Source organism: Paenibacillus sp. sgz302148, assembly GCF_056120465.1.
Genome location: NZ_JBVYOJ010000018.1, coordinates 78770 through 99618 on the forward strand (window position 1 = coordinate 78770; position 20849 = coordinate 99618).

The 20849-nt window shown below is 54.2% G+C and carries 19 protein-coding genes; 4 read left to right on the top strand and 15 right to left on the bottom strand.

Annotation, left to right across the window (positions count from 1 at the left end; genetic code table 11):
- Positions 1-171 precede the first annotated feature (171 nt).
- The 4 genes from bcp to AC0LWM_RS24155 form a co-directional block, all read right to left on the bottom strand.
- Positions 172-648, bottom strand: coding sequence for a thioredoxin-dependent thiol peroxidase (gene bcp / locus AC0LWM_RS24140; RefSeq protein WP_474677561.1), 477 nt, complete (start codon positions 646-648; stop codon positions 172-174).
- 66 nt (positions 649-714) lie between these two features.
- Positions 715-1500 (bottom strand): ABC transporter permease, encoded by a 786-nt coding sequence (locus AC0LWM_RS24145; protein ID WP_474677562.1) that lies wholly within the window; start codon positions 1498-1500, stop codon positions 715-717.
- Positions 1501-1504: 4 nt separating this feature from the next.
- Complete coding sequence (locus tag AC0LWM_RS24150) at positions 1505-2299, bottom strand: ABC transporter permease (RefSeq protein WP_474677563.1); 795 nt, start codon at positions 2297-2299, stop codon at positions 1505-1507.
- Positions 2292-3362: an ABC transporter ATP-binding protein gene (locus AC0LWM_RS24155; protein ID WP_474677564.1), complete on the bottom strand. Its 1071-nt coding sequence runs from the start codon at positions 3360-3362 to the stop codon at positions 2292-2294. Before AC0LWM_RS24155 ends, AC0LWM_RS24150 begins: the two co-directional genes overlap by 8 nt.
- Before the next feature lie 136 nt (positions 3363-3498).
- On the opposite strand from AC0LWM_RS24155, the gene AC0LWM_RS24160 reads away from it, so the two are divergent.
- Together AC0LWM_RS24160 and AC0LWM_RS24165 are read left to right on the top strand one after the other, a co-directional pair.
- On the top strand, positions 3499-4989 hold the full coding sequence (locus tag AC0LWM_RS24160) for an LCP family glycopolymer transferase (RefSeq protein ID WP_474677565.1): 1491 nt from the start codon (positions 3499-3501) through the stop codon (positions 4987-4989).
- A gap of 29 nt (positions 4990-5018) precedes the next feature.
- A complete protein-coding gene (locus AC0LWM_RS24165; RefSeq protein ID WP_474677566.1) occupies positions 5019-6329 on the top strand; it encodes a glutamate-1-semialdehyde 2,1-aminomutase in 1311 nt (436 codons plus the stop codon).
- A 567-nt stretch (positions 6330-6896) separates the two neighbouring features.
- Here AC0LWM_RS24165 and AC0LWM_RS24170 read toward each other — a convergent pair.
- The 6 genes from AC0LWM_RS24170 to uvsE form a co-directional block, all read right to left on the bottom strand.
- Positions 6897-7136 carry a hypothetical protein gene (locus AC0LWM_RS24170; RefSeq protein WP_474677567.1) on the bottom strand — a complete coding sequence of 80 codons (240 nt, stop codon included), beginning with the start codon at positions 7134-7136 and terminating at the stop codon, positions 6897-6899.
- 455 nt (positions 7137-7591) lie between these two features.
- On the bottom strand, positions 7592-8485 hold the full coding sequence (locus AC0LWM_RS24175; RefSeq protein ID WP_474677568.1) for an inositol monophosphatase family protein: 894 nt from the start codon (positions 8483-8485) through the stop codon (positions 7592-7594).
- A 60-nt stretch (positions 8486-8545) separates the two neighbouring features.
- Positions 8546-9367 (bottom strand): sulfite exporter TauE/SafE family protein, encoded by an 822-nt coding sequence (locus AC0LWM_RS24180; RefSeq protein ID WP_474677569.1) that lies wholly within the window; start codon positions 9365-9367, stop codon positions 8546-8548.
- A gap of 49 nt (positions 9368-9416) precedes the next feature.
- Entirely contained in the window at positions 9417-10454 is a 1038-nt protein-coding gene (locus AC0LWM_RS24185) for an NAD-dependent epimerase (RefSeq protein WP_474677570.1), read from the bottom strand.
- A gap of 95 nt (positions 10455-10549) precedes the next feature.
- On the bottom strand, positions 10550-11320 hold the full coding sequence (gene fabI / locus AC0LWM_RS24190; protein WP_474677571.1) for an enoyl-ACP reductase FabI: 771 nt from the start codon (positions 11318-11320) through the stop codon (positions 10550-10552).
- A 73-nt stretch (positions 11321-11393) separates the two neighbouring features.
- A complete protein-coding gene (gene uvsE, locus AC0LWM_RS24195; protein WP_474677572.1) occupies positions 11394-12368 on the bottom strand; it encodes a UV DNA damage repair endonuclease UvsE in 975 nt (324 codons plus the stop codon).
- Between the two features lie 151 nt (positions 12369-12519).
- Between uvsE and AC0LWM_RS24200 the strand changes: the two genes are divergently transcribed.
- Positions 12520-13101, top strand: coding sequence for a hypothetical protein (locus AC0LWM_RS24200; protein WP_474677573.1), 582 nt, complete (start codon positions 12520-12522; stop codon positions 13099-13101).
- Between the two features lie 137 nt (positions 13102-13238).
- Here the strand turns inward: AC0LWM_RS24200 and AC0LWM_RS24205 are convergent, their stop codons facing one another.
- From AC0LWM_RS24205 to AC0LWM_RS24215, 3 genes are all read right to left on the bottom strand, one after another.
- Complete coding sequence (locus AC0LWM_RS24205; RefSeq protein ID WP_474677574.1) at positions 13239-13562, bottom strand: hypothetical protein; 324 nt, start codon at positions 13560-13562, stop codon at positions 13239-13241.
- 28 nt (positions 13563-13590) lie between these two features.
- Positions 13591-14709 (bottom strand): D-alanine--D-alanine ligase, encoded by a 1119-nt coding sequence (locus AC0LWM_RS24210; RefSeq protein ID WP_474677575.1) that lies wholly within the window; start codon positions 14707-14709, stop codon positions 13591-13593.
- Between the two features lie 124 nt (positions 14710-14833).
- The gene (locus AC0LWM_RS24215) at positions 14834-15859 is read right to left on the bottom strand and encodes an amidase domain-containing protein (RefSeq protein WP_474677576.1); all 1026 of its coding nucleotides are present in this window, start codon (positions 15857-15859) and stop codon (positions 14834-14836) included.
- 202 nt (positions 15860-16061) lie between these two features.
- Between AC0LWM_RS24215 and acnA the strand changes: the two genes are divergently transcribed.
- Positions 16062-18776 carry an aconitate hydratase AcnA gene (acnA, locus tag AC0LWM_RS24220; RefSeq protein WP_474677577.1) on the top strand — a complete coding sequence of 905 codons (2715 nt, stop codon included), beginning with the start codon at positions 16062-16064 and terminating at the stop codon, positions 18774-18776.
- Between the two features lie 86 nt (positions 18777-18862).
- On the opposite strand, the gene AC0LWM_RS24225 is transcribed toward acnA, so the two are convergent.
- Positions 18863-19855: a phosphotransferase enzyme family protein gene (locus tag AC0LWM_RS24225; protein ID WP_474677578.1), complete on the bottom strand. Its 993-nt coding sequence runs from the start codon at positions 19853-19855 to the stop codon at positions 18863-18865.
- The gene (locus tag AC0LWM_RS24230) at positions 19848-20840 is read right to left on the bottom strand and encodes a GNAT family N-acetyltransferase (protein ID WP_474677579.1); all 993 of its coding nucleotides are present in this window, start codon (positions 20838-20840) and stop codon (positions 19848-19850) included. Before AC0LWM_RS24230 ends, AC0LWM_RS24225 begins: the two co-directional genes overlap by 8 nt.
- Between the last annotated feature and the right edge of the window lie 9 nt (positions 20841-20849).

Consider the following 20849-nt stretch of genomic DNA (forward strand, 5'->3'; position numbering starts at 1 on the left):
AGGGCTGAAGAGTCTACGTTCTCGGTATATGAAGCTTTTCCCTTTTGTGTAGCAAAAAACCCCACAAAGTGGGGCTTGGCTTCGAACCTGATTCAAGTACTTTGCGGAGACCCCGAACTATAAATTCTATACCTTTAAAAGATGCCTCACGGCGCCTATTCATCGTTGATTTTATTGCTCCGGCATTTCCTTCGCCGCCGCAAGCACTTGTTCGACGTGGCCTTTCAGCCTAACATTACGCCATTCGCGAACGAGCCGACCTTCCTGGTCGATTAGAAACGTCGACCGGACGACACCCATGTATTCCCGTCCGTACAGCTTTTTCATCCGCCACACGTCGAACAGCTCGCATACTTTCCGATCAACGTCGGACAGCAGCAGGAACGGCAGCTCATACTTTTCGATAAACTTATCGTGCGACTTTAATTCGTCCGGACTGATGCCAAGCACGACCGTCTTCGAACGTTTGAACTTATTGTTGTAATCGCGGAACATGCATGCTTGCTCGGTGCACGTCGGCGTCATGTCTTGCGGGTAAAAGTAAATGACGACTTTTTTGCCGCGAAATTGACTGAGCGACACCTGCTTCCCGTTCGACGCGGGCAACGTAAAATCCGGTACGATTTGTCCTACTTCCACTTGCGACATCTGAACTTGCTCCTTTCCAAAATTGCTCCTATGATGACTGACCGGGTGATGATGGCAAATCCGGCATTAGGAGCCTGCGCCGCGATACCGCTTCACGCCGTAGTTCCAGATCGACAAGCCGATCACAAGAAACACGAGGCCGACAACGGGCGTTAGCAGCGCAAATGACTTCGTAATATCCCGGTCCAAAAAATACGCCGCCGGATATACGCCGACAAACGCAAACGGCAGCACCCAGGTTAACAATATTTGAATGAACCGGTTGTAAATCGAAACGGGGTACCGCCCATAGTTCTGTATATTCCACATGAGCGGCAAAATGCCGGTCGGGGCATCGGAAAAAAATCCGATCGCGGTCAGCGAAATATAAACGCCGGCATAAATGAGCAGCGACCCTACGACCAGCAACGCAAAGACGAGCGGATCGTACCATGTCAGGTCGATCCCAAGCTGAGTGCCGCAAATGACCATAATGGCGAGGCCGACAAACGAGCCGATCAATCCGGGCGGGTCCATGTTTTCGAGCAGGATTTGCCACAGATTATATGCCGGCCGCGTTAAGATGCGGTCCATTTCGCCTTTGACGATATATTTTTCCGTGAAGCCCCATAAATTAAAGAAACAGCTGAACAATCCGTACGGCACCATAAAATACCCGTATACGAAAACAACCTCCGCCTCCGTCCAGCCGCCCAGCTGGTCGGTATGTCCGAAAACGATGAAGATGAAGATCAGATTCATCCCCTGGAACAACAGATCGGACAACACCTCCACCCAGAAGTCGGACCGGTAGGTGAGCCGGGTTTTGATATAATTTTTCAAATAATCGATAAATAACGAAGCGCTGTGCACCGTATCAACCTCCTTGCACGAACAGCCGGTGTCTCGCCCTGCGCCATATCCACCAGATCGGGGCGATGAGCAGCACGAACCATAAGATTTGAATGCCAAGCGCCTGAAATGCCTCCGCATGGTTTACCCGGCCGGTGAACACCGAGCTTGGAAGATAGGTGATCGCCTGAAACGGCAGTACCTTCATTACCGGAAGCAGCCACCCAGGGAAAAACGAAATCGGAATGACGACTCCGGAAAATAAATCGACGAGCACCCGCTTCATCCGCATCATGCCCTCGTTATTTTCCACGAAAAAGGCCAGCAGCCCGGTTATGATATTGATTTGCGAATTGATCAGGAAGCTGAATACGAGCATGACGAGAAAAATCGCCCAAGTCCAAGGATCGGTCGGCAGCTTGACTGGGAATAGCAACGTAACGATGATCATTCCCGGCACCATGAACAGCAGCAGACGGAAAATGCCTTCGCCGAGACCTTGCATCATTTTGACGATCAAATATTTATAAGGCCTGATGAATTGGATCGCCACGCTGCCGTCGCGAATTTCGTTTGCGATTTCCCGGTCCAGATTGTTGAAATAAAACGCCCGCGCCATCCACGATACGGCGACGTACGTCGTCATCTGGTCGGCGGAAAATCCTGCAAGCGTCGCTTGGCCGCCGTAAATCGCCTTCCATGTAAAATAATATGCGCCGATATTGATCGCATAGATCGCGATGCCGCTGTAATAATTAACGCGATACGCAAGCATCATGAGAAACCGGATGCGGATCATGTCGAGATAAGCGCTAAACATGGGTGACCGCCCGTTCCTCCGGCGCTTTCTCGGCGGCAGGCTCTTTGGCCGAGCCGGATTTGTAAATTTCGCGGACGATGTCGTCCGTGTTCGTTTCGACGATTTTGATATCGCGGATATTGAGCGTGCTGACCACCCTGCCAAGCACGTCGGAGACGTTCACCTCAAGCGGTATCCACACCTTCGCCGACATGTCGCTATCGCCGGATTCGCTCGACCATACGACGTCTAGGCCTTCGGTCAGTTGCCGCAGCTTCTCGAGCCGCACGTGCTCGCCGAACTGGAAATGAACCTCTTTGCCTTTGCCCCAGTTCGCTTTCAACTCGTCGAGTCCGCCGTCATATATAATTTGACCGTCGTCGAGCATAACAACGCGGGTACATAAAGCTTCGATATCCTGCAAATCATGTGTGGTAAGCAATATCGTCGTTTCGTACTTGCGGTTGAGCGTCTGCAAGAAATCGCGGATTTCCGTCTTCACGATAATGTCGAGGCCGATCGTCGGTTCATCGAGGAACAGAATCGACGGATTGTGCAGCAGCGAAGCGACCAGCTCGCACCGCATCCGTTGGCCGAGACTTAGCTTGCGCACCGGACGATTGAGCAAATCAGCCAGCTGCAGCCGCTCCACCAGCTCGTCCAGCCGTTGTTTGTATTCCCGCTCCGGTACCCGGTAAACTTTGCGCAGCAGCTCAAACGACTCGATCACGCCGATGTCCCACCAGAGCTGGCTTCGCTGACCGAAGACGACGCCGATGCCGCGGACGAATTTTTCCCTTTCCTTATAAGGGACGAATCCGTTCACTTCAATATGTCCCGACGTCGGAACCAAAATGCCTGTTAGCATCTTGATCGTCGTCGATTTGCCCGCCCCATTCTCGCCGATATACCCGCATATCTCGCCGCGCGGAATTTGGAACGAAATATCGTTAACGGCCGTGACCTGTCTATACTCCCGTCTGAACAAATCCTGAAAGGCGCCTTTCAGCCCTTCGCGGTTTTTTTGTACTTTGAACTCTTTTCGCAAATTACGAACATCAATCGCCAAATGTTGACTACCCACGCCCCGCATCTCCTGTCGAACAAACTTGATAACTGTCGTCTGTACAAATTATAATCATCTTATTATACGTGAATACGGCCTTTAATCTCAATTGCCCTCGTATTTGCCCGAAAGCTCAACTTGATTGGAGGAAGTTATGGACAGCAAACTGCCTGACCGCGCGCGACGGGTGGATGAAGCCGATTTGGCGTTATTCGTCGGCAAACGCGCAAATGTGTATTCGAACAAATGGAAATCGACCGTTTCCTGGAATTGGTCCGCTTTCCTGACAGGCCCTTATTGGATGTTATATCGAAAAATGTACTTAAACACGCTGTATAGCGTCATCGCGGCAGCAATCCTTGGTTTTCTGCTGCAGCTGCTCATCGGTCCTTATCTTTCCACGCTTAAAACCGTCGTCTCCGTCGGCGTTCCGGTTGCATTAGCTATCGCGCTTGTTGTTATGGTCGTTTTCGGATTAATTGGTAATACGTTATACCGTCATCATACTATTTCCAAAATCGACAAGGCCAAACAGATGTATCCCGACGCGGACATTCAAGCGAGCAAAATCAAAGCTGCCGGAGGCACGAATCTGGCGCTTTCGCTGACATTGTTTTTAATTCCGGCCATTCTCGCTGCCGGTGTTTTCATATGGTACTCCGTTTCCGTCTACAATAAAATCGATGGGTTGAAAAAAGCGGAAGGCGAGTCGCTTTTCCAAAGATTCGAGCCGGTGAAGGAGCAAGAGCCGCCGAAGTGGGAAGGCACCGATCGCGTCAATATTTTGCTGCTCGGCGGTGACTCGCGCGGACAAAGCAAAAACGAACCGCCGCGTTCCGACTCGCTCATGCTCGCATCGTTTGATCCGGTAACGAAAAAAGCGTCGCTGTTTTCGATCCTGCGAGACACGTATGTCAAAATCCCCGAGCACGGCAGTGACCGAATCAACTCCGCGCTTGCGCTCGGCGGGCCGAACCTGTCGATGAAGACGGTCAGCGATTTGCTCGGCATTCCGGTTCAGTATTATGTGTATGTCGATTTCGAAGGCTTCATCGCTCTCATCGACAAGGTCGGCGGGATTGATTTTGAAGTCGAGAAAAACATGAAGTATTCCGACTCCGCGGACGATCATGTGTATGATATTGATTTGAAAAAAGGGATGCAGCACTTGGACGGCAAAACGGCGCTGCAATACGTCCGGTTCCGGCATGACGCCATGAGCGATTTCAGCCGTACCGAACGCCAGCGCAACTTCCTGAAGGCGGTCGCCACGAAGCTTCAGACGACAACGTCTTTGATCAAGCTGCCCGAAATCATCGAAAGCATCTCTCCGTATATTGAGACGAACCTATCGGCGAACGACATCCTGAAGCTTGCTTCGCTCGGCTACAATACGACGGTGACCGGCAGCGAGCAGCTGCCGCCGATGGAACTGGTCGAGGAGCGCAAAGTTCGCGGCGCATCGGTGCTTGCCGTAAGAGATGAAGATGAGCTGAAGCAATTCGTGCAGGATACGTTTAACAAAACGGACGCTAGTCCGGCGGCGACAGCTCCGAGCGGAGACGCTGAAGGAAACGGCGCCAAGGACGGCACCGTGGAAGGAAACGGGCAACAGGCGAATGACAAAAACGCCAATGGCCAATAAAGACACCGAGTAAAGGCGGGTTAGACCCTATGAATCATTCTCGATCCGAGCAACTATATTCCGAAGCGCTACAGCACATTGTCGGCGGCGTGAACAGTCCCTCCCGATCGTTCAAAGCGGTCGGCGGCGGGGCTCCCGTCTTCATGGAGCGCGCGAGCGGCGCTTATTTCTGGGACGTGGACGGCAATCGTTATATCGACTACTTGGCCGCTTACGGGCCGATCATTACGGGACATGCCCACCCCGAGGTGACCGCTGCGATCGTCAAAGCCGCCCAGAACGGCACGCTATACGGCACGCCGACCGAACTCGAAATCGAGTTCGCCCGAATGCTGAAGGAAGCCGTACCGTCCTTGGACAAAGTACGCTTCGTCAATTCCGGCACGGAGGCGGTCATGACGACGATCCGCGTCGCCCGGGCCTATACGAAACGGACGAAGATCGTCAAGTTCGCCGGCTGTTATCACGGCCACTCCGATCTCGTGCTTGTCGCAGCCGGCTCCGGCCCGTCGACGCTTGGCATTCCGGACAGCGCAGGCGTGCCGTCCAGCATCGCAAACGAGGTCATCACGGTGCCGTTCAACGACCTGGGCGCGCTGCGCGAAGCGCTCGAAGCGTGGGGCGAAGACGTCGCCGCCGTCATGGTGGAGCCGATCGTCGGCAACTTCGGCATGGTGATGCCTGCGCCCGGCTTCCTCGAAGGGCTGTGCAAGCTGGCGCATGAATTCGGCGCGCTCGTCATTTACGACGAAGTGATCAGCGCGTTCCGCTTCCATTACGGCGCAGCTCAGACGTTCGACGCGTTCGACGACTTGCAGGCGATCGAGCCGGACCTTACGGCGATGGGCAAAATCATCGGCGGCGGGCTGCCGATCGGCGCTTACGGCGGCAAGAAGGCGGTCATGGAGCAGGTTGCTCCGCTAGGACCGGCTTACCAAGCCGGTACGATGGCCGGCAACCCGGCGTCGATCTCCGCCGGCATCGCTTGCCTCGGCGTGCTGCGGCAACCAGGCGTCTATGAGCGGCTCGACGCGCTCGCGGCGCGGCTGACCGGCGGCATCGCCGAAGCGGCGCAGCGGCACGGCGTGCCGCTGACGATCAACCGGATCCGCGGCGCGTTCTCGACCCACTTCTGCGATCACGCCGTCACGAACTATGACGAAGCGCAGGATACGGACGGCGAGCAGTTCGCGGCTTTCTTCCGCCATATGCTCGAGCAAGGCATATGCCTCGCCCCGTCGAAGTACGAAGCCTGGTTCCTGACGACGAGCCATACGGAGGCGGATATCGATCAGACGATTGAAGCGGCGGACAACGCATTCCGTTTGATGAAGAAGTAGCAGAGTTGGCGAATCGATTCGGCGAACTCAAATAGCAACTCAACCCGCCGAAACAAGTCTCTTCAACTAATTAACTGGAAACCATGTCCTTATTTTGAACACTCCACAGCATTCGGCGAAGAATAAATGGATTTTATGTATTTATTTTGCGTGATTTTCCGTGCTTCCGGTTAAACAGGCGAAATTAACTACATGTTTTCCAGTTATTATTAGAGGAAGCCCTCGCCGGCCAAAAATAACTGCATCTTTTCCAGTTGTTGTGATGATGGCATCGTATTACACCGTTCAATGTTCAATTTGAATCCGAACCTTGATTAATTTAAAACGGCGAGACCAAGGGTCCCGCCGTTTTTTATATCTGTGGTATATAGCAACACTTCTTTATGCGACCCAATAGCGCAGCACCCAATATCGAATTTCCGAAGCGGCCTCTTGGACGGTGCGGTTTGCCGTATCGATCGTCGGCATCGGCGAATCAAAGGCGATCGACGTATTGTCGATCAGCCACCCGGCGAATCGCCGATGCTTGTCCGCAGGAGCGGCATACGATCGTCATAACGTCCGCTTCTATTTCTTGTCTTTGTTCTGTGCACGACTCATGTACTCATCGTAACGGCCGTCAACTTCGCGGGCTTTCTCCCGGTACAATTTAGTTTCTTCCACGATCGGGTCAAACGTTGCCTGAACGCGTACCTCGTATTTCGGCGAAATTCGTTTCCGAGCGGCTTCCTCAGCCTCTTCTTTCTTCATTTCGCCTTCCGTGAGCAGCCGGGATACGGTCTGCTCGAGCTGTTCCTTATCATTCATGCAATCGTTGCCTCACTTTCATACGACTCGAATATTGTGCTTGCCCTGCTATTGGATAGTATGAGCGACTGCTGCACAATCCATCACGTCTAGTGGCGAAGGCCCAATCCCCTTCTGGACATGTCTCCACGTCTTATTAGGCCAACAAACTGTATAGACAAGTCACCACCCCTTATTAAGGCCAACATGCTGTTTAGACTAGCCTCCACGCCTTATTAAGCCCAACATGCTGTTTAGACCAGCCTCCACGCCTTATTAAGCCCAACATGCTGTTTAGACTAGCCTCCACGCCTTATTAAGCCCAACATGCTGTTTAGACTAGCCTCCACGCCTTATTAAGCCCAACATGCTGTTTAGACTAGCCTCCACGCCTTATTAAGCAGTCTAGACAAAAAGACGAAAGCCACCTTACGGTGACCTGCGTCTTTTCATTCCTCTCCACCCGCGCTGCCGGCTTAAAGCCCGGTTGCTTGCGCAGCGGCAAGCTCGGCTTGCAGCTCCTGATGTACTTTACCGTTAGTTGCCAGCACGTTGCGTACGGACAGTTCATACGGATTGCCGAGCGTGTCGGTCACTTGGCCGCCCGCTTCGCGAATAAGCAATGCGCCGGCCGCGATGTCCCATGCGTTCAGGCCGATTTCCCAGAAGCCGCTCAGCCGGCCGGCCGCGACGTAAGCAAGATGCAAAGCCGCGGAGCCTGCAACGCGAACATTGCGCACCTTCGGCGCTACGGCGGCAAGCCCGGTCATATTAACCGGGAGCGCATACCCCTGATCGGCCGGAAAGCCTGTCGCAACCAAACTATCCGCCAGCTTGAGCTCGCCGGATACTTGCATTTTTTTGCCGTGAACGTAAGCGCCTTTGCCCTTCTCCGCAACGAACAATTCGTCCCGCGACGGATCGTAGACAACGCCGACGATCACCTCGCCTTTGTGCGCAAGCGCAATCGATACGGTGAAGGCCGGGAACCCGTGGACAAAATTCGTCGTGCCGTCGATCGGGTCGACGATCCATAAGTAATCCTCGTCCTTCACATCCTGAAGCGCCCTTGCCGAAGCTTGCGGCCCCGCCTCCACGCCCTCTTCGCCCAGGAAGGCGTGCGTCGGGAAATGCGTAAGGATCAGATTGCGAATCATCGCCTCCGAACCTTTGTCGACTTCCGTCACAAGGTCCTGCGAGGAATATTTTATATTCAAACTATTGTAATTTCCGAGCTTGCTCTTAATCCATTCCCCTGCTTTCGCCGCACAGTTAATGGCAACGGCCGTGAAGCTTTTGCTGCCGACAAGATACGGCTTTGTTTCATTCTTGTTCAAAACGATCAACTCTACTTTCCTATGAGATCTCATACATATTATATACGATTACGTACCTGCGAAGTTTCGACTTTTGAAGGATTCACAGTATTTTCAATGATGGCCCAGTCCGTCGATAATAAGCTTCACCGCGAGCGCGAATAAAGTGATCCTCAGCAACCACAATAGGCTAGGGCCGCTCAATTTGCTGGCGATCCATGCCCCCAACCGGCCGCCGAACCAAGCGCCCGGAGCGAGAATCAGCACGAGCAGCCAGTCGATTTCGCCTTGGAGCGCATGAACCCCGCTGCCCAAGATGGAGGACAGAAATATAACGAACATCGAGGTCGCCGCTGCGATATGAGGGGGAAAACGGAACAACAGCACCATGGCCGGCACGAACAACGAACCTCCGCCAATACCGAACAATCCCGATACCAGTCCGACGCCAACGCCGATGGCAAGCGCCGGCAGCCTGTTATAGCCATAGGTAGATTCAATCCCCGATGCGTCCGTGAATGTGCGTTTTATTTTCCACTCCATATGAAGTGGCTTCAAATAATCCCTTGCGACCATAAGTCCTGCCATGACGAGCATGAATATCCCGAATACCAGTTGAAACGTTCCCTGCTTCATCAGACCCGTTAGCGCGGAACCTGCCATCGCCGCAGGACCGCTTGCCGCAAAAAACAGCCAGCCGCTCGCATAATCGACTTTCTTCTGCTTCGTATAGACGAGCGTGGAAGCAAGCGCCGTTATGATCAAAACAGCCAGCGAGGTTCCCACCGCAAGCGGGGTGCCGATTTCTTGTCCGAGCAGGTGCGGGCCCAAATAAACGAGCGCCGGCACGATAATGACGCCGCCCCCAAGGCCGACGATACTGCCGAATGTCGAGGATACGAGGCCGATCATAAATAATACGATAATTTCTAGCATACAGCATCTCCAAGTTTCATTTCTAGAAGTAGTTATCCCCTATTGTGGCTTAAATCCGATAATACATCCGGTACCAGCGGGCGAACGCGTCGATCCCGGCGGCCAGCGGCGTGTCGGGCTTATAGCCGGCATCGCGTATCAAATCGTCTACATCCGCATAAGTTGCGGGAAGATCCCCCGGCTTCGGCCCGGCGTACTCGACGATCGCCTTCTTGCCTAGGCTTCGTTCCAGCTGCGCAATGAAGTCCATGATGGAGGCCGGGTTGTTGCTCCCGATATTATAGAGCCGATACGGCGCCGTACTCGTTGCCGGGTCGGGCCGCATGCCGTTCCATTCCGCATTCGGCTGCGCGGGCCGCTCCATTAGGCGAATAATCCCTTCCACAATATCGTCAATATACGTAAAATCTCTTGTTAATCGACCATAATTGTAAACTTGAATCGGCTCGCCCGCCAATATCGCCTTCGTGAACTTGAACAGCGCCATGTCCGGCCTTCCCCACGGTCCGTATACCGTAAAAAACCGCAGTCCCGTCGTCGGCAATCCGAAAGCATGGCTGTACGTATGCGCCATCAGCTCATTCGCTTTTTTGGTCGCCGCATACACGCTCATGGGATGGTCCGTGCCATGATGCTCCGAGAACGGCATCTTCGCATTTGCCCCATACACCGAGCTGGACGAGGCATATATCAAATGATCGACGTCGTTCGAGCGGCATGCCTCCAGTACGTCCAGAAAACCCGTAACATTGGAATCCACATAAGCTCTAGGATTTTCCATACTATAGCCGACACCCGCCTGCGCCGCCAAATGAATCGCAATCTTGAACCGATGCTCCCGCCAGAGACGCATGACCGCCGAAGCCGCCTCCGGACTTCCGAGCGATATTCGCTCGAACCGGAAAAGAGGCGATTGCTCGCGCAGCAGCCGGAGCCTGGATTCCTTCAAAGCCGTATCGTAATAGTCGTTGACATTGTCCAGCCCAACGACCGGGACGCCCTGCCGCAGCAATCGGGCCGCGACATGGTAACCGATAAACCCCGCTGCGCCGGTGACGAGAATAGGTCGTGACGTATCCGGACTCATGGTGTGCCATCCCCTTACTGATCTTATGTCGTTCGTCTGAGAAAAAGCCCCGCGCCGGGAAGGCGCGAGGCTTCGTATCGATATGGTACTCGTTCTTATACGCCAACGATATGATAGCCGTTATCCACATAGATGACTTCGCCGGTAATGCCGCGTGACAGATGGCTCATCAGGAACATCGCCGTATCGCCCACCTCGGCGGTTTCCGTCGTGCGCCGCAGCGGCGCTTTTTCCTCGACCGTCTTCAGAATCGAGTTGAAGTCTTTGATGCCTTTGGCCGCAAGCGTGCGGATCGGGCCTGCAGATATGGCGTTGACGCGAATGTTGAATTGGCCAAGGTCATTCGCCAAATAACGAACCGTTGCTTCGAGCGCCGCTTTCGCGACACCCATGACGTTGTAGTTCTTCATCGCGCGTTCGGCGCCCAGATACGTCATCGTCATAATGCTGCCGCCTTCGGTCATGAGCGGGTATACCCGCTGCGCAACCGCCGCCAGCGAATACGCGCTGATGTCATGCGCAAGGGCGAAGCCCGCGCGGGACGTGTCGACGAACAGCCCTTCGAGCTCTTCGGTTTTGGCGAAGGCGATGCTGTGCACGAGGCCGTGAAGCACGCCGAATTTTTCGCGGAGCGCAGCCGCAAGCGTATCGATTTCTTCATCGACCGTTACGTTGCAGGGTAAAATGACAGAATCCGGAATCGTCTCGGCCAGCTTGCGCACCCGCTCCTCGACCCGTTCGTTTTCATATGTAAAAACTAACCGAGCTCCTTGCGCCGCAAGCGATTGTGCGATGGCCCATGCGATGCTGCGATCGTTGGCGACACCCATGACGAGAATATGTTTCCCTTCCAATAACAAACTCATTTCCCCATTCCCCGCTTTCCATATTTGAATACGAATAGCTCCTTGTCCACCGTAACCCATTTTGGATACGATTTCAAGTGGAAATGTGCACGGAAGCCCCGTCAATGACCGCAACGCCTTCGTCCGCCTTGCCCACGAATTGTTCCATCAGCCGGAACAAGGCGCCATCCTTCATTTTCGCCTCCAACATGACATCCAGCTGCGGCGTTGCCCCCGCAACCGATCGAAGAAACGCTAGCAGCACGTCGGCATCAACGTAGTCGGCGTGTCCTCTCAGGTCCGTGTCGCTCTTCGGGCTGGACATGTGGATTTTCGGCGGCAGCGGCGCAGATGCCGTCCATGTCGCGAGAATGCGCGGCCAAAGGCCGGCGGCGTCCTCGCCGTTATGATTGACGGCATGGTGGTGAATGTCCAGCACCATCGGTACGCCGACTCGTTCGCAGATGTCCAGCGTCTCCGCCGCGGTAAACGTTTTGTCGTCGTTCTCGAGCGTCATCCTATCGCGAACCTCCGGCTCCAGCTTCGAGAAGTTGGATACGAAACGCTCCGCGGCCTTTGTCTTGTCCCCGTATGCGCCCCCGACATGAATATTGCATTTGGTCCGTTCGTCAAGTCCCATCGCTTTCGCCATCCGGACATGGTGCCGCAGATCGATGATCGAATTGCGGAGAACCTCTTCCCTCGGCGTGCTGAGCACGACAAAATGATCGGGGTGGAACGATACGCGCATCCCGTGCTCCGTTACATAATGACCGATCTCGGCGAAGGTCGGCTCCAGATAAGGATACGGGTCCCATCCTTCCACATACGCGTGATTGATGAGCGGTATGATCTTGGACGAGAATCGGTATACGCGGATGTCGTGCGCGCGGTTATGCTTCAGCAACCGCAGCGTATTGCGCAAGTTTTCCTCCGCTATGCGCTCCAGCTTGCGAATTGCCGCCTCGCGGTCCGTCAGCTTGACGAAATGAGTGGCGGTCATCGTCTTCGACGGCGATGCGTTTTCCACCGTCGTGGACATCGCCACATATCCGAAACGAACTAGCATGAGCTGTATCCCTCCTGCATCGAAAAATCGTGTTTATATTGTCCTTCCCGACTCTACTTTATGACGGTCAAGGTCTATACCAATCGTCATAGACTCGAATATGAATAGAATAGGAAAATAGGAAACGATTCGCTCTATAGGAGGGGCGCTCATGTCATGTCAAACGGTGATTCGGGTTAAACTTAAGCAAAAAGCCGGGGCCTTCATACCGGTCGGATTGGATTTGGTCGATTGCCGCAAAGGGGCTTGTCCGCAAGGCATGCGCTGCGAGCCGGCCTTCAAGGGGGATCAGGAGCTTGGAAAGTCCTCCAAATATATCGAGCAGCGGTTTTGCGTATGCCAGGGCGACAAGACTTATACTACGGCCTGCAACGCGATGCTCGAAAAGGTCAAGAATGAAGTCGGCGTGACCGTTCTGAAGCAAGTCGCTTGCCCTAAGCTTGCCTGCGACCCGAACGATCGCGACAAAGCTTGCATGATGGCCATCTTCGACAAGAACGATCGACTGCTGGGCATTCTTGAGCCGGAATATATCGAACGGAGATCAACCGGCGCCTTTCAGGTGTATGCCGTCATCTCCGTCAAGCACGGAACCGGCGCTCCGCTGAAAACGATACCCGCCGGCATCGATCTCGGCGATGAGATCTACCTTCGCAGCGTATGTGCGGTGCTGCGGGATCCGAACCGCTCGAAGTCGAGCCGAACCAATGGGAACCGTCTTGCGCCGTTATAGTCGGGCGTTCTTTATCCGGTGAAGTACAGGACCCGTCAAAGGTATGTAACCTTGATGCGTTGCAATCGAACGAAAAGAGGCAATCCAATGATTGCCTCTTTCCTATGTTGACCTTGCTTATCACGTTCGGACAGGCATTAAGCCTGTCCATTCTCCCCGAAAAACATTTCAAACGCAAGCGCCGTTTGAATGCGCGCTTCTTCATCCGTCAGCTTGCGGACAAGCTCCATCTCCACTTCGGTTACTTCGTCGCCTTGGAAATTGATTTCCGCAATGGAAGCGACGATTTTGACGATTGCGATCGCCCGGTTGTCCGGCGAATACGCGATAACCTTCTGTCCCGTCGGAAAAACGCGGAATCCGCTTTTGACCATTTTGCCCCGGCCGTATTCGAGCAAGTCGTCCAATTCCCTATCCGATTTGAATTTGCATACAGAATTAAACTCGGTTTGAAAACCCATCGCTTCTCCTCCTATTCACAGGTGTCAATCAGTTGTTGTTTCCGTAGTCAATCGTTTGCTTCTCCGCATGCCGTTCAATAGCCAATTGAACAAGCGTATCAAGCAGCTCTCGGTACGATACGCCGGTCTCCCGCCAGAGCAGCGGATACATGCTGAACGGGGTGAAGCCCGGCATCGTGTTCAATTCGTTGATCAGCAGCTTGCCGTCCCCTTTGCGCAGGAAAAAGTCTACGCGGGACAAACCGGAACCGTCGATCGCCTGGAATGCCTGAATTGCCAATTCCCGCGCTTCCTTCGCGGTTTCCTCGGGAATTTGCGCGGGGATCACCATCGTCGACTTGCCGTCGATATATTTGGCCTTATAATCGTAGAACTCCCCGGACGATACGATTTCTCCCGGCACGGAAGCTTTCGGCTCGTCGTTTCCGAGCACGCTCACTTCGATTTCCCGCGCTTCGACGAACTCTTCGACGATGACTTTGCGATCGAAACGGAGCGCGTAGTTCACCGCTTCGATCAGCTCCTCGCGGTTGCGCGCTTTCGATACGCCGACGCTGGAACCGAGATTCGCCGGTTTCACGAAGCAAGGATATCCGATCGACACTTCGATTTCCATCAGGAAAAACGGCCGATCCTTCTCCCACTGCTTCCGCGTAAAGTACCGGTATATGCACTGCGGCAACCCTTCTTGGGCGAACGCTTTTTTCATCATGACTTTGTCCATGCCGACGGCGGACGCAAGCACGCCCGCCCCGACATACGGAATATTCGCCATTTCCAGCATGCCCTGAATCGTACCGTCTTCGCCAAACGTGCCGTGCAGCAATGGGAAAATGACGTCAATCGTCCGCCCGCCGCCTTGCTGCGCCGATGGCGCCAGTCCCGCGAACAGAGGAGCAAGCGCCGTCTGTCCCGCGCTGCCGTCCGGCTGGGCATCGGGCTGGAATTGCAGCATGCCGATATTGTCCGCAGGCGCGGCGAGCTGCGGTCCCGACCGCCATTCGCCGTGCTTCGTTATGTAAAAAGGGATGATTTCGTATTTGTCGTAATCAAACGCCTTCATGACCGCAAGCGCGGTTTGCAGGGAAACTTCATGCTCCCCGGACTTTCCTCCATATACTAATCCAACTCGCACTTTATCTGTCATGAGCAACCTCCGAAAAAGTATAATTCACCGGCCGGAGCCGCATCCTAGTATAGGTAAGGATAAACGGCCGGAGCCGTCTGATTAGGCATGTTCGTAAACCGAATAAAAATGATTGGATGACTCATTACATTTCGTCGGCAATATGAAACAAACGGTACTGCGTATACGGGGTCCACGCATAAGAATCGCGATAATCCCAATACCGGTGCTTGCTGTCCGTCGTGTGCGCGTTGACGAGCGGCATGCCGTCCGCGTCAAGCGCCGTTACGAACGTGCTATGCTCGTAACGGTTGTCGCCGTCCCAGTCGTAGCAAATGACATCGCCGGGCCTTAATTCGCGCGCGGAGTCAACCGCCGTGGCCCGCAGATGCGATTTGCCGCCCATGCCCAAATACAGCTGCAAACTATTGGCAACAGCCCAGCTGAAGCTCCAAAGCTCCTGGTTTTTGTACCGGCCCTTGTACCACCAGCCGGCTTCCCTTCTACCAGTATAGTTCATCGGGACGCCCCCTGCAAACAAGCATTGCGAGACATAGTTGGAGCAGTCCACCTCGAATCGGATATATTCGGGGCTCGCTCCGTCCCACCATTGGTTCGCGTACATGACGGCGAGCTCCCTGTTGTATTTGACGCGCCGAATCGATCCGTACAACCCGGTCAACATATCGCGATTCAGGAAGGGAGCAGGCTTGCCGGCACTCACCCCGATAAAATCCGGCAATTGTTCGGTATGGGTATGTCCGTACATTCGAAAAGCGGCAACGCCTTTTTCCGGGACGATCGGCTCAATGCGGACGATGACCCAGCGGGTGCCGTTTTTCATGAGCGTAATGCGCTCGCGCTCTTTGCGCTCTTCGGTGTAGCGAACCGATTTTTTATCGTACGTCAGTTGAATCGCCAGTTCCAGATCGACGAACGCCCCTTGTTCGTCAAAGGCGGAACGGACCAGCCTGGCGCGTGTTTCGCTGCGCACAGGCACGGAATTTCTTTCATTGTACCAATCTCGCAATAGCCTCAGCCGTTCTTGCATTTTGCTCGCATAGGTCGGGTCGGCCACGAACGATAGCAGCGAATGCGAAGGCTGCAGCGCTTCCGTTCCGTTGCGGCGCTGAATGTACTCGTTAAGCGTTGATTTCCATTCGTTCAGCATCCCTTTCCCTCCGTTTCGCAAATGCGCGCATAAAGTTGATTCAGTATATGACGAATGCCCAGTAAAAATGAGCGAAAAAGCACTTTACGGCGAAAGCGGATAAAGGTATACTTAGAGTATGAAGTTTTTGTGAAATTTAGTTTCACTAGTTGAAACTAAACCTAAACTTTTTTGGTTCAGTTTGATGAAGGAGGCGGTTATGATGGCTAAGAAAGACCATTTCCAAGTCCGCACGGAGCTTACGTCCGGCGGCAAAACGTATCAGTACTACCGGCTGCAAGGGCTGGAGGAGCAAGGACTGGGCAGCGTTTCGAAGCTTCCTTTCTCCATTCGCGTACTGCTTGAAGCGGCTGTTCGTCAATTCGACGGACGCGCGATTACGCAAGAGCATGTGAAGCAAATCGCTGGATGGGCGGAAGGGCTCGACAGCAACAAAGAAATTCCGTTTATCCCTGCCCGTATCGTGCTTCAAGACTTTACCGGCGTACCTGTCGTCGTTGACCTCGCAGCTATGCGTGATACCGTCAAACAAGCAGGCGGAGATCCGAAGAAGATCAACCCGCTCGTTCCGGTTGACCTTGTTATCGACCACTCTGTCATGATTGACGCTTTCGGTTCGCCGGACGCACTCGAATATAATATGAAATTGGAATTCCAGCGCAACGAAGAGCGCTACCGTTTCCTGCGCTGGGCGCAAACGGCATTCGATAATTTCCGTGCCGTACCTCCGGCGACCGGTATCGTTCACCAAGTCAACTTGGAGTATCTGGCATCGGTAGCAGCTACGAAAACATCGGACGGCATCACGGAAGTTTACCCGGACTCGCTCGTCGGCACGGACTCCCATACGACGATGATCAACGGTCTTGGCGTTGTGGGCTGGGGCGTCGGTGGCATCGAGGCGGAAGCCGGCATGCTCGGACAACCGTTATACTTCGTAACGCCTGAAGTCATCGGCTTCAAGCTGACGGGCAAACTGGCCGAAGGCGCGACAGCGACCGACCTGGCATTGACCGTTACGCAAATCCTGCGTAAAAAAGGCGTTGTCGGCAAATTCGTCGAGTTTTTCGGTTCCGGCCTGAGCAACATCAGTCTGGCCGACCGTGCGACGGTTGCCAACATGGCACCGGAATACGGCGCTACGATCGGATTTTTCCCTGTCGACAGCGAAACGCTCAACTATATGCGCCTGACAGGACGCAACGAAGATCAAATCGCGCTCGTCGAAGCTTATTACAAAGCGCAAGGCATGTTCCGTACCGACGAAACGCCGGACCCTGTCTTCACCGACGTCATCGAGCTTGACTTGTCGACGATCGTATCGAGCCTTGCAGGTCCGAAACGTCCGCAAGACCGCGTTGAGCTGACGGCGATGAAGGAATCGTTCAACACGATTCTGCGTAACCCGATCGACAAAGGCGGCTATGGCCTCAGCGAAGACAAAATCGCGCAAACGACGGAAGTGAAGCACCCAAGCGGCGAAACGACGAAGCTTGGCACTGGCGCTGTCGTGATCGCGGCGATCACCAGCTGTACGAATACGTCGAACCCAAGCGTCATGATCGGTGCCGGACTCGTCGCCAAAAAAGCGGTTGAGCGCGGGCTGAAAAAACCGGCTTACGTGAAAAGCAGCTTGACGCCGGGCTCCCTCGTCGTTACCGACTACTTGACCAAAGCAAACCTGATCGAACCGCTTGAAGCGCTTGGCTTCCACGTTACGGGCTACGGCTGCGGAACATGTATCGGAAACAGCGGTCCATTGCCTGACGAAGTGAGCAAAGCGATCGCCGACAACGACATGACCGTTGCCGCCGTATTGTCCGGCAACCGGAACTTCGAAGGCCGCGTTCATGCTCAAGTTAAAGCGAACTACCTGGCTTCGCCGCCGCTTGTTGTAGCTTACGCGCTTGCCGGAACGGTGAACATCGACCTGGCGAACGAGCCTATCGGCTATGACGGAAGCAACAACCCGGTATACCTGAAAGACATCTGGCCTACTTCGCAAGAAATCAGCGAAGCGATGGCTTCGGCACTGTCTCCGGATATGTTCCGCGCGAAATACGAAAACGTATTTACGCAAAACGAGCGTTGGAACAACATTCCGGTAGCGGAAGGCGAGCTGTACGAGTGGGACTCGAACTCGACGTATATCCAGAACCCGCCGTTCTTCTCGAACCTTGGCGCAGGACTTACGGATATCGCCGACGTCCGCGGTGCGAACATTCTGGCATTGCTTGGCGATTCCGTAACGACGGACCATATTTCGCCGGCAGGCAACATTAAGACGGACAGCCCTGCGGGCAAATATTTGATCGAGCATGGCGTGAAGAAAGAAGACTTCAACTCCTACGGCTCCCGTCGCGGCAACCACGAAGTGATGATGCGCGGCACGTTCGCAAACATCCGCATCCGCAACCAAGTGGCGCCTGGAACCGAAGGCGGCGTAACGACTTACCTGCCGAACGGCGAAGTCATGTCGATTTACGACGCGTCGATGAAATATCAAGACCAAGGCAAAAACCTTGTCGTTATCGCTGGCAAAGAATACGGAACAGGCAGCTCCCGCGACTGGGCGGCCAAAGGAACGTTCCTGCTCGGCGTCAAAGCCGTCATCGCCGAAAGCTTCGAGCGGATTCACCGCTCCAACCTCGTCGGCATGGGCGTCCTGCCGCTGCAATTCACGGACGGCCAAAGCTGGAAATCGCTTGGCCTCACCGGGCGCGAAACGATCGACATCGTTGGCCTCAGCAACGACGTTCAACCGGGTCAAAAGCTGCAAGTAACGGCAACCCGCGAAGACGGCAGCAAGCTGGAATTCTCCGTTGCCGCTCGTCTGGACAGCATGGTTGACGTGGACTACTACCATAACGGCGGTATTCTGCAAACCGTTCTTCGTCAAATGATCGCCAACCAATAATGAAATGAAGTCATAAAGAAACCCGGGCGCGGAGCCTTCGTCATGATGACGAGGTTCCCGCCCGGGTTTTTGCTTTTTTTTACAGGCTAAATTCTCGTGAATACAAACGGTTCGTCGTTCAAATAACGGTTGAACAGCTGAATCATGTACCCTTTTTGATTGAGAATATTTGCCGTTTCTTTCGGATTCGGCGCATGGAAGCTTACGTTCTCCAAGCAGCACATGACAAAAAAAGTTTCGACTTCCTTGGTGGCGGTCTTCATATCGGCAATCGAACATACGGCCCGATAGCCCTCGACAAACGAGATGCGCTGCTCGATATGCAGGCCAAACGTCATTTGGGCGATATCGTGCATGTAGAAGCCAAAGCCGAAACGGGAGAAGTCGATGATTCGAGCTTCGTCGCCATCGAACAAATAGTTGTCGTCGTGGAAATCGGAATGAATTAATCCAAACGAATCTGAAGTTCTCGGCAAGCCGGCGATCGTCCGGGTCGTCTTGTCGGCCGCTTGCTCAAGCACGGCAAACTCGTCCGGCGTGTACAATACCGACGCATACGCGCGGAGCTGCTCAAACGCCTTGGCGAGCGAAACCTCATCCCACATCGGGGCGGTGAACCGTTCGGGAAGCGCGAACCGTTTGGAATGCAGGTGAAGCTTGCCCATCAGAACGCCTACCTGATATGCTCGCTCCACGCTTATGCCGTGGCGGTCGAATTCGCCCTCAATCCAGTTCATCAGAGTGGCAAAATACGGCTTCTCCCCTATTTCGCCGCAGTTAGCAGCGGTAACCTCCGTTACGAACGAGCCGTCTCGGTTCGGCACCCCAGTCGGCACGGCAAGCTCCGTATCGCGGCGGATCGCCTCAAGCCATAACAGCTCGGAGCGAATGCCCTCCATTATCCGGTTCTCCGGCTTGTGGAGCCGTAGCAGGTAACGACGGTTGTCCGCCGTATCGATGCGATATGTAATATTTTCAGACTCCCCGATCCATGTGAGCTGAGGCTCCGGCACGTCATATTGCCGTATCGCCGTCAGGGCCAGGTTGTCGTACCGCGTCGAATTCGTTTCATTATTCATTTGCGGCGCGTGCCTCCTCCGGTTGCAACGGCGGGATATAACAATGCTGCGCTTCCAGCACCCCTTGCTTAAAGCCAAGGGAGGCATACGCCGCTTCCGCTTCGTTGCCTTGCATTACATACAGTCGCAGAATCGGATGGCGGCCATGCAAGACGCTTAAAGCTCGCTTCAGCATGTTCGTCGCAATCCTTCTTCGCCGGTGCGCCGGATGAACCGCGATGGAATAAACCGCCGGAAACGTGCCCTCCCACGATACCAAACAAACGCCGATCAATTCGTTCGTCGCCCGATCATATACAAGCGTTGATGCCGCAAGCGTCTCATCGTTGCATTGCGCCGAATAATGCCGCACATCTTCAAGGTTGAATGCTGCAGTCCGTTGATCTCGCCGGTCGGCATCGATCCCGTTCTTGAAGCCTTCATACAGCAGCAAGCCGATCGTTTCTGCATCGATGAGCTCAGCCTTGTCCTTCTCTTCGCTTTTCGGACCGTCTGCGAGCCGCGGCGAAATGACGGCGACGTCGTCCCCCCAAGCCGCCTGCAGACGCTCCGTCGGACGCTGCATCCATCGGCAGCGGAACGCGCCCGGCCAAAATCCCGCCTGCGCGAACCAATCCAGCTGATCCGGCAATATTTCGTAAGCTGTAATGCGCTTTCCCCGATCGGACCACGCAAGCAGCAGCTGCTTCAGCAAGCGAACGACAGCAGCTTCCTCGCGGAAAGGCGGAATAAAGAACAAGCCGAAAATAACATTCGGGGCCACAACGACACCGCCGATCCGGCTGTCTCCGCGGCATATCCAGAATTTCCTCCGCCAATGCTCCATTGTCAGCCCTTGATCCCGAAAAAACCCGTTATACTCCATATTGTAATAAACCGAATAATAGACGCCCCACTCCTGCGGGTCCGCTTCGATCAACGTATACCCGTCAGTCAGCGTAAACAGCTTCGTATCGTCTTGCCACGGCTCAACCATAAACGGCATAGATTCATC